This window comes from Mycobacterium sp. 852002-50816_SCH5313054-b, from assembly GCF_001667185.1.
Taxonomy (GTDB): domain Bacteria; phylum Actinomycetota; class Actinomycetes; order Mycobacteriales; family Mycobacteriaceae; genus Mycobacterium.
The window spans coordinates 1-1,711 of record NZ_LZIC01000116.1 but is presented as its reverse complement, the minus strand read 5'-3'; the positions used below and the strand labels follow the sequence as shown (position 1 = coordinate 1,711).

1 protein-coding gene is annotated in these 1,711 nt (G+C 81.2%); it reads left to right on the top strand.

The features are described 5' to 3' along the window. A partial coding sequence (locus A5787_RS27860; protein ID WP_197507328.1) for a hypothetical protein occupies positions 1-1,654 on the top strand: 1,654 nt, incomplete at its 5' end. Positions 1,655-1,711: the final 57 nt, after the last annotated feature.

Sequence of the window (1,711 nt, the reverse complement as noted above, 5' to 3'; positions counted from 1 at the left end):
GACCGGCGGCACCGGCGGCAACGCCGGCGCCGGCGGCACCGGCCTGGGCGGCCAGGCCTTGGCGGGCAACGCCGGCAGTGGCGGCCAAGGCGGGCAGGGCGGCAGCGGCGGGCAGGGCGGCGCCGGCATCACCGGCACCAGCAACGGCCAGGGCATGTCCGGCGGCACCGGCGGCCAGGGCGGGGCCGGCGGCCAAGCCGGTACCGGCGGCGGCGGTCAGCAGGGTGCGGGCGGCCAGGGTGGCGACGGGGGCACCGGTGGCACCGGCGCCCACGGCGCCGCCGGCACCGACCACAGCGGCGACGCTGGAGTAGCCGGCGGAGTCGGCGACGACGGTGGCACCGGCGGCACCGGCGGCAACGCCGGTGCCGGCGGCACCGGCCTGGGTGGCCAAGCCGCCTCCGGCTCTGCCGGTAACGGCGGCCAAGGCGGCCAAGGCGGCACCGGCGGCCAAGGCGGCGACGGCATCACCGGCACCAACAGCGGCCAGGGCACGTCCGGCGGTAACGGCGGCCAGGGCGGGGCCGGCGGCCAAGCCGGCTCCGGCACCGCCGGGCAACAGGGTGTGGGCGGTCACGGCGGCAACGGCGGCACCGGTGGTACCGGAGCGGCCGGCGGAGACGGCGCCGACCACAGCGGCGACGCCGGAGTGGCCGGCGGGGCCGGCGGCGGAGGCGGCAAGGGCGGCACCGGCGGCAACGCCGGCACGGGCGGCAACGGATATGGCGGCCCCGCCGCCTCGGGCACCGCCGGCAACGGTGGAACCGGCGCGCAGGGCGGCAACGGCGGCACCGGCGGTTCGGGCATCACCGGGATGAACAACGGTCAGGGCGCGGCCGGCGGGGCCGGCGGCCAGGGCGGTGGCGGCGGCGATGCCGGCAGCGCCAACGGCGGCAGCACCGGCCAGCAGGGCGCGGGCGGCCTGGGTGGCAACGGCGGCACCGGCGGGCAGGGCGCGCTCGGCACTACCGGCGCCGACCACAGCGGCGACGCCGGGGTGGCCGGCGGCGACGGCGGCACGGGCGGCACCGGCGGCACCGGCGGCAACGCCGGCGCGGGCGGCACCGGCCTGGGTGGCCAAGCCGCCTCCGGGACGGCGGGCAGCGGCGGCAAAGGCGGCCAAGGCGGCACCGGCGGCCAGGGCGGCTCCGGCATCACCGGCACCAACAGCGGGCAGGGCACGACCGGCGGCAACGGCGGCCAAGGCGGGGCCGGCGGCCAAGCCGGCACCGGCGGCGGCGGCCAACAGGGCGCGGGCGGCCAAGGCGGCGACGGCGCCACCGGCGGCACCGGCGCCCACGGCGCCGCGGGCACCGACAACAGCGGCCTGGCGGGGGTGGCCGGCGGTGATGGCGACAACGGCGCCACCGGCGGCACCGGCGGCAACGCCGGCGCCGGCGGCACCGGCTTCGGCGGCCAGGCCTTGGCGGGCAACGCCGGCAGTGGCGGCCAAGGCGGGCAGGGCGGCAGCGGCGGCCAGGGCGGCGCCGGCATCACCGGCACCAACAGCGGCCAGGGCACGACCGGCGGCACCGGCGGCCAAGGCGGGGCCGGCGGCCAAGCCGGCACCGGCGGCGGCGGCCAACAAGGTGCGGGCGGCCTCGGCGGCGACGGCGGCGGAGGCGGCACCGGCGCCCACGGGCTGATCGGTTAGGCCAGTCGCCACATCGCGGAGGCGTCCGACTTCGGTTTCATCCCAAAGGTTTTGCGG